This is a genomic window from Citrobacter sp. 50677481, assembly GCF_001463265.1.
GTDB lineage: Bacteria > Pseudomonadota > Gammaproteobacteria > Enterobacterales > Enterobacteriaceae > Citrobacter_A > Citrobacter_A sedlakii.
On record NZ_LNHZ01000063.1, the window covers coordinates 1 to 8444 of the forward strand.

The following is an 8444-nucleotide window of genomic DNA, read 5'->3' on the forward strand; positions in this document are numbered from 1 at the left end:
TAAGTTTATCACCACCGACTATTTGCAACAGTGCCGTGTACATCGAAATACGGCTTATCAGGCGTTAAAAGATGCTTGCGATGACTTGTTTGCAAGACAATTCAGTTATCAGAGTCTTAGTGAAAAAGGTAACACTATTAATCACAAATCAAGATGGGTGAGCGAGGTGGCTTATATTGATAATGAAGCTGTCGTTAGACTTATTTTTGCCCCTGCTATTGTGCCTTTAATTACTAGGTTAGAAGAACAATTTACAAAGTATGAAATACAACAAATAAGTAATTTAACAAGTGCTTATGCTGTTCGTTTATATGAAATATTGATTGCATGGCGTAGTACTGGAAAAACGCCTCTCATAACTATGTATGATTTTAGACAAAAAATAGGTGTACTCGAGACTGAATACAAACGAATGTATGATTTTAAAAAATATGTTTTAGACATTGCATTAAAACAAGTAAATGAACATACCGATATTATTGTCAAAGTTGAACAGCATAAAACAGGTAGATCTATTACTGGTTTTTCATTTAGCTTTAAACAGAAAAAATCAGCCACGCATTCAGTCGAATCTAAAAGAGATCCGAATACATTAGACCTCTTTTCAAAAATAACAGATAAACAACGCCATCTATTCGCCAACAAGCTCTCAGAGCTTCCTGAGATGAGTAAATATTCACAAGGCACAGAAAGCTATCAGCAGTTTGCTGTACGTATAGCTGCCATGCTGCAAGATGCAGAGAAATTTAAGGAATTACTTCCTTTACTCAGAAAATTAGGATTTCAATGACATTGTTAATTGAAATTGTTAAGTTAACAGTCAGGTATTAACACAAGTTGAAAACTGGTTTACATAATGAAAAAACTGTCAGTTTCAGAGTTAGCTAAGCTTTATGGATATTCAAGACAAGCCATATATGCACATATAAACAAAGGAAATTTATCTAAAGGATCTGATGGATTAATTGACTTTTCAGAGGCCCTAAGAGTTTTTGGGGAACCACAAAAAAAAGAGGATACAGTCAATCAAAGTCAATCAATTAACAGTCAAAACTTGACAGAAGTTGACTTACTAAAACGTCAAGTTGACATACTGGAAAAACAATTAAATCAGGCAATACAGAGAGAAAATCAATCTTTAGAACGTGAATCGTTTTATCAAGAACAGATTGAAGCTATGCAGCGCTTACTAGAAGCACCAAAAGCCAATATGACTACCTTTACCGATCAGAGCTTTAAACAGGATATAGCAACGGATCCTCGGTCGGAACTAGCAACGAACTATGACGAATTGACTACTCCTCAGCAAGACAATAAGCGTATTCCTATCCCGGAGCATGTTGAACCAGAACAGAAGAAGAGAGGCTTCCTAAGCCGCTTTTTCCTTCCATATGGTTAGCCAAGACTCCAGTTTTTTGAAGAGCCAATTTCAGTGCAAGCACTTGAAATAATGACTCCTCAAAAAACCGGATGATGTTTATTAAAACTGAATAAAACCGTGGAACATCGCTCAATTAGTGATCGTGGAACATGAATAATCAATAAAAAGCCGTTCTGGTGCCCTATACTCCAGAACGGCTTACGTTAATATAATGATATTTAAAGAGAAATATCAAGCATTTCGTATAAGAAATTTTATGTTAAATGATTGTTAGAAATGCCCCTTGATCGAGGCATTTTCTATAAAGAATACTAAAAACTAATTAAAGCCAACCAAGTTTCAAAACAAGGCAGTTCTCAGCAATCATATTTTTAAATTATATAACTCCCAACTGAGCTTTTGCTCCAACGATAAGGCTTTCATTTTGAGTTTCTAAGGCAAATAAACCATACATCAAAGGAGAGGCCGCTGCTCTTTCTAAAGTCTGTTCATATAGTTTATTCCAAACTTTACCCCCTAGTTTTTCATACTCGATGATTAGAGTTTTGAGGCTTTCTTCTCCAAACAAAGTTACATGCCCAGCAAAATCAATCGCTGGGTCATCTATATGGGCTGTTGACCAATCAATAACGCCTGAAACAGCTCCATCCTTTGAAGCTAGTACATGCCCAGCATATAAATCGCCATGTATAAATTGGGTGAAATCTGCCCATAGAACATCATTATCCAACCATTTTCTGTAGCGGGTTTCCAATTGCTCACTTATACCAATTTCAGATTTTACTAACTGCAAATTGTTTGCTATTTCAGGTCTTAAATCTGAAGGTTTCATAATTTTCAAATCATTTTCCCGAACTTCTTTTTCAGGAATACTATGGATTTCAAATAAGGTTTTTGCCAAAGATGTTATGTATTTCGGGCTATCTTTGTCCATATTCCAAATTATTTCATAGGTTTCAGCATCCAAATTTAAAACAGGATTATCTTTAAGTATGGGATAAGCCACTAATTCTGTAGATGAAATTCTCCAATCAGGAACCTCTACAGAAAGATGTTTTTTTACCAATTCTAAAATGCGTTTTTCTTTCTTGATTTGTTCCCTCATGCCATCACGACGAGGAATACGCAGCAACCATTGTTGCCCCTTTGTATCAAGAGCAAAAACGACCTTAAAATCAATGCCCATTTCATTGAAATTCATTTTGTCCGTAAGCAACAAGCCGTGTGCTTCAGCAAGTGATTGAATATCTTGAATTGTCATTTTTAATTTCCTTTAAAGAGTTCAATAATTAATGTTCGGATTAGATTGGCTATCATTAACAATCTCTCTCAAAAGTCTTGATGATTTTGTGGTCTTTGATCTCGTAGATAATGTCAGCAATATTATCGACCAATTGCTTGTCATGAGATACGAAGATAATAGTTCCTGCATAGGACTTCATCATTGTTTCTAATGCGGCAATACTTTTTAGGTCAAGATAGTTTCCTGGTTCATCCATAAGCAAAATATTATATTTTCCTAAAAGCATTTTGGATAAAAGCAGTTTGATGATTTCACCTCCCGATAAGTCGGATAAGTTTTTTTGAATATCATTCGCTCCGATCCCCATTGAAGCCAATACTGCACGAATTTCCGCAACTGTGTACTCGCACTCTTCCTGCATAAAGGAGAGCACAGATTTATGCGTGTTAAATTTATATCCTGTTTGTGTAAAGTAGCCAATTTCAGCTTTTGGAGATATGGTTAATCCATCAGCACGTTCTGATATCATTTTTAACAAGGACGTTTTCCCTGTTCCATTCGATCCAGTTATAGCGACTTTAGCGCCAAGCGGTATTATAAAGTTAGCGTCATCAAAGATAGTACGGCTACCAAATTTTAAGCTCAGACCATCTGCCGTAATCGGGAACTTATTGTGCAGTTCTAGGGCTGAACTTTGACGAAAACGAATAGAACGCAAATGCTCTGGTGCTTGAATATCTTCTAATGCAGCCAAACGCTTTTCCATACTCTTAGCTGCCTGATACAGTTTTCTTTGCTTGGTGCCAGTCATTTTTGCATGCCCAAGTCGTCCAGCACTTTCGGTAGAGTTTTTGGATTTTTCTCCTTTTTTCTTATTGTCTAATCGATTAGCTTGCTGGCGTTTTTCTTGCACAGCAGATTCTAATCGCTCCCGTTCCTTCATCATCAGCTCATATTCTACGGCTTGGTGTTGTCGCTCTTCTTCTTTTTGACGCAAGTAATCCGAGTAACCACCCCAATATTCCGTAATTTTACCGTCTTTTAACTCCCATATCTTGTCTACAACCATATCAAGAAAATATCGGTCATGACTGATAACAAGTAATGCTCCATCAAATGCTTTAAGTTGACCAATAAGTAGATCTATTCCATTGAGATCAAGGTGGCTGGTTGGTTCATCCGCTAGAATGCCATGTACTTGTTGGGAAAATGCGGCAGCAATTTTTGCACGAGTTTCCTCTCCGCCACTCATTGTGTCGTTTTGTACATTGGAAACACCAAGGCGAGATAACATTGCCCGGTCTTCGACCGTTTCTATTTCGATTCCGCCCAGTTGGCTGATATGTGCAAAATCACCAAAACGCTGTAATGTCGCTTCGGCTAAAACAATTTCGCCATTAAGTACTTTGAGTAAACTACTCTTTCCTGCTCCGTTATCACCCACAAGACCAATACGGTCATAAGAGTGAATTTCCAATTCATCAATATCCAAAACATCACGCCCAGCATAATCCAAGCGTATGTTTCTCGCTTTAATAATTAAACTCATTTTTATTTACTCCTGTTTAGCTCTTGAAATTTTTTATGCAGCAAACAGGATTTAGGTGAAAACAAAAGCTAGCATCACAGTGTCCTCCCAAAAAAAAAGCTATTCATCCACAGGGTGGACAAATAGCTAGTCAATTAAGTTATAACTGGAAACTATGCACTAAAAGCATACTTATAAATTAAGCATACTTTTACTTTATATATCCGCATATATTCTTAAAGACACAACAAAAGCCCACCATTATAAAATAGTGTCACTATGCAAATAGTTGTGTCTTAACGAATGCGGATAGAATGCATAAACTTACCTAAAAAATAAAATTCAGTTTTATGATAACTTTACTGTTAAAAGAAGTCTAGACAACCTGAGGGATCCCCACAAAATTTCCATTCATACAATCAGCTATCAGCCTGTTTGATTACTGCCCAGTCCCACTGAACCACCCACTGTAGTATTTGTTTAAGTCCCTGCTGATAATATTGCCTGCGTATTCGCTGTTTGGGTTCTTTGCAAAGTAATATCCCAAGGAAATTCAGGGCCAATACCCGCCTATTTTTAACGGTGTTAGCTTGATAACGCAGGTGCAAACCCGCTTTCTCCGCTGCGCTACCTAGCAGGTAATGAAACCAATTAACCAATGCGGCCAGTAGTAGCAGTATCTCTAAGCGAGATTTCTTCTTGGTACCATGCAAATCGCTACCCAGGCCATAGCGGTGACTTTTCTGATCACGGAAGCTTTCTTCAATTTGCATTCGGCTACTGTAGCACTTAGCAATTTTATCCGCATACCCATGGCAGTCAGCTAAGGATGACACCAACAACCATGGTTCCTTATACGTCTTATTTTTATCGCGTTTCAATAGCTTATAACCTTTGCCAACCAGGACGGCCTGCGTTTCATAGTGTTGTGTTTGGGCAAGCATGATTTTTCCTACACTTTTTGGATCCTTCTTCGCTTGCCGATAAAGCTGATTAACACTGATAAACTTGTCCTGCTCTGCCAATTTAAGCTTCACATTGCCTCGAACTCTAGCTACATAATGCCATCCCAGCTTACGCACTTGTTTCAGCCATGGAACTTTAAACCCCGCGTCAGTGACAATTACGGGCTTACAGTCCTTGGGTAGCATGGCTTTAAGCTGCTTTAAAAACGCCCCGTGTAGGTGTGGGCAGGTATAATCTTCTGCGGCGGCAATCTTCTGTAGCAGAGTCAACGCTCTACCGTCAGCGGCAATGCTGGCACGCAGGATAAAGTGTCGCTTGGCAGTATCGGCATTGCTCCAGTCAACCAAAATCATCGGCTTAGTTTTATGGCCAACAATAGAAGCCGTCAGCGCAGCATAAATCAATGGCAGCTCTCGTTGCAGGTTAGGATTATTGAGTAGACGATCTGCCCGTTTGATACTGACCTTATCTGAAGAGCCAGGCATCGCCCGGCCAATCGCAGTAACGGTGCAACACGCATCCTTTGCCAGGGCGGTTACCGCATCTAGCAAAACCGAAAATCGGGCTTTATGCATTGATTTTGGCGTGACAAAGGTGAGGAAATCAGCGAGCATAGCTTTTACATTCATGGTGAGCATCCGCGGTGTGGGAGTTTTGGCGAATGATCAGATCAGGAACCGCCATGAATGTTCCCCAATCAACTAACATTTTATTTTAACTACAGAATTTCTGGGGATACCTCAGGTGGTTTGCAACTCTTTGGTTTAATTGGTTTGATTTATGGGCCAATTATTTTTGCGTTAACCATGGTGCTGTTACGGCTTTATACTATTGAGTTTAAAGATTTTCTGGAACGCCAAGACAATAGCTAACAATAAGATTGTTGTACTTTAGCGCTTCGCCCTGCCCATATCGGTATACAGTGCATTTACGGGAGAAAAAACGGCTCAAACAGGAAAAAATGAAATGACTGAGTCAGCCGAGAAGAATTTCCCCGCTTATTCGCACCTTCCCTAGATTGCTTTTGAGCCATGCATGCATTTGTTTTTAACCTTCTAAACTGTAGTTGAAACCTATCTTTTCCTCAAAATATCCTCTATGTTGTCCAAGGAAAAGATAATCCAAAACTTTGGAAAAACATAGTAAGTGTTTCAGAATTGCACTTGATAAACGAAACTTCATTACTTAATAATAACTATACAGCATCTATCCGTTATAGAAGTCAGGATACACCAGTAAAAGTAACCCAGAATGAAAATGGATATATATTTGAATTTTCTGCACCACAATGGGCTCCAGCCGTTGGACAGAGTTTAGTACTTTTCCAAGAAAATGAGTGCCTTGGAGGCGGAGTTATTTCTGAAATCCACTAGTAATATATACTAACTCATTCCCTATAACCTTCGAATCAAGGATTTTTATCCAACCTTTTGTAAAAGATTCAAACCATAGCTGGTAATTCTCTTCCATTCCCTTCTCCTTTCCAGATAAAGACTTTATTGGAAAAGATATTACAAAGTTTTGAGTATGAAAAAGCTGTAGGAAATCCAAGATATTTACATCTTGCTGTTTTAGCACAGGAAGCATCTTTAAAAGGAATACTACATCATAAGTACCTTTGTAGACATCACTCTCTTTATTCAAAAACCTATACTTTATCGTCGTCTTTAACTTCCCAATAATGCTACTCAAAAAAGCTATCTCAGCTCTATCAATATCGTATGCATGATATATTATTTTTTCATTTTCATTCCATTGGTATAAAGCTAATGGATTGAAGCCACAACCAAAATCTAAAATAGATGAGACATGTTTGATATTTCCAAATACATAAGTGTAAAAGTCATTTAATGTTGCGACTCTTTCATTCGTCGAAGAATGAATCTTTAGTAAATCTTCTATTGATAACTGCCCCTGATTGTACTTTTTTAATAATTTATCCCAATTAGGATAGGCAGAATAGTAAGACCCCCATATTTGATGCAATTTCTTTTTAGAATAATTCTCAACTTCCTTTAATTTATATTTCTTCTCAGAAATGGAAACAACCTTTTCAACAATATCTGAATCAAGGTTTTCGTACTTTTTTGATTCAAGTATCTTCTTAACAACATCATTCTTATCCATTTGAAAGAACCTACAAGTTAAGTATTTGATAGGAACTGTCATTTCGGGTTTTTTGCGGTTTCGGGTCAAAATTCGGTTTTTCCCCCGAACTACGACTGTTTTCGCACCCCGAACAACTAATCCAATCAGAATTTTCCGGCAACGCCGACTCTAAGAAGTGTAATTCCAGTCCATTTCTGCCGTCAACCCCTGATTCGCGTTAATGCGACAAAGCTCAAACACATAACTCCCCCACGAAGCCATATAAACTCCGATTTCGAGGTGTTATCGGCGTTGTTGACCAAATCCGTCGCTGGATGGCCGTTCCCCAACCCGTTGATACCACTCAATTCACTGGCTGGCGAACAGGCATACCAAGCCCTATCAGCTTGTTCATCACCTTCACGCCAGCCAGGATTTCGCCCACCTGGGCGTTGTAGTTCCGCAGGCTCAGCGTTGGCCCGATGAGTTGCTTGAACCGGTACATGGCGGTCTCGGCTATCGAGCGCTGGTGATAGCCGGAGTCTTTCTTCCATTGCTTCAGTTCACCGGCCTTGAGCGCCGTCACCGCCTCGTTGCGGGGATGGCCTTCCTCCCACGGTGCCGCATTTTTTCTCGGCGGTATGGTGGCTTTCGCCCCCTTTTTCTTCAGTAGCGCATGACAGGCCTTGGTGTCATACGCACCATCGGCGCTGACCTGTTTTATCTTGCGTCGTAAGGGGTTGAGCAACGTCGGTAACACCTCGTTATCCGCCACCGTCTCCAGGCTGACTTCGGCAGCGATGACCGCATGGGTTGTGGCATCCACCGCCAAGTGGAGCTTGCGCCACACTCGTCGCTTCTCCTTGCCGTGTTTGCGAATTTTCCATTCGCCTTCGCCATAGACCTTGAGGCCGGTGGCATCAATGACCAAGTGAGCCACCGGGCCTTGGCTGGGGAGGCGGTACTTGATGTCGACGGTCTTGGCGCGCTTGCTGATACAGCTATAGTCCGGCGACTGCAAAGGCACCGCCATCAGTTGGAACAACGAGTTAATGAAGCCTTCTAGCGCCCGCAGCGGCAACTTGAACAAGCCTTTTAGCATCAGGGCCGTCTCAATGGCGGTGTCACTGTAGTGGAAACCTCTCCCTCGGCGGCCATGGTGGACCAGGCAATGCCACTGCTTAATGGCTTGTTCGTCCATCCAGGGGTATAGGAAGTATAAACCACCTTTTTGCTCC

Annotated in this window: 8 protein-coding genes; 3 read left to right on the forward strand and 5 right to left on the reverse strand. The window is 40.1% G+C overall.

The window, feature by feature from the left end; translation table 11 throughout:
* Both repM and APU02_RS19265 read left to right on the forward strand, forming a co-directional pair.
* On the forward strand, positions 1–790 hold a 790-nt coding region (gene repM, locus APU02_RS19260; RefSeq protein ID WP_031979058.1), incomplete at its 5' end, for a replication initiation protein RepM.
* Positions 791–856: 66 nt separating this feature from the next.
* Positions 857–1399 carry a plasmid replication DNA-binding protein gene (locus APU02_RS19265; RefSeq protein WP_004896925.1) on the forward strand — a complete coding sequence of 181 codons (543 nt, stop codon included), beginning with the start codon at positions 857–859 and terminating at the stop codon, positions 1397–1399.
* A 358-nt stretch (positions 1400–1757) separates the two neighbouring features.
* On the opposite strand, the gene APU02_RS19270 is transcribed toward APU02_RS19265, so the two are convergent.
* The 3 genes from APU02_RS19270 to APU02_RS19280 form a co-directional block, all read right to left on the reverse strand.
* On the reverse strand, positions 1758–2642 hold the full coding sequence (locus APU02_RS19270) for an Mph(E) family macrolide 2'-phosphotransferase (protein WP_000155092.1): 885 nt from the start codon (positions 2640–2642) through the stop codon (positions 1758–1760).
* A 55-nt stretch (positions 2643–2697) separates the two neighbouring features.
* Positions 2698–4173, reverse strand: a complete 1476-nt coding sequence (msr(E), locus tag APU02_RS19275; protein ID WP_000052512.1) for an ABC-F type ribosomal protection protein Msr(E) — start codon at positions 4171–4173, stop codon at positions 2698–2700.
* 398 nt (positions 4174–4571) lie between these two features.
* Entirely contained in the window at positions 4572–5756 is a 1185-nt protein-coding gene (locus tag APU02_RS19280; protein ID WP_002001451.1) for an IS4-like element ISEc29 family transposase, read from the reverse strand.
* A 48-nt stretch (positions 5757–5804) separates the two neighbouring features.
* Between APU02_RS19280 and APU02_RS19285 the strand changes: the two genes are divergently transcribed.
* Positions 5805–5990, forward strand: coding sequence for a hypothetical protein (locus tag APU02_RS19285; RefSeq protein ID WP_002026779.1), 186 nt, complete (start codon positions 5805–5807; stop codon positions 5988–5990).
* 481 nt (positions 5991–6471) lie between these two features.
* Here APU02_RS19285 and armA read toward each other — a convergent pair whose 3' ends face one another.
* Complete coding sequence (gene armA, locus APU02_RS19290; RefSeq protein ID WP_000359986.1) at positions 6472–7245, reverse strand: 16S rRNA (guanine(1405)-N(7))-methyltransferase ArmA; 774 nt, start codon at positions 7243–7245, stop codon at positions 6472–6474.
* A gap of 325 nt (positions 7246–7570) precedes the next feature.
* Positions 7571–8444 (reverse strand): IS5 family transposase (locus APU02_RS19295; protein ID WP_060570963.1); only part of this gene is annotated, 874 nt, incomplete at its 5' end.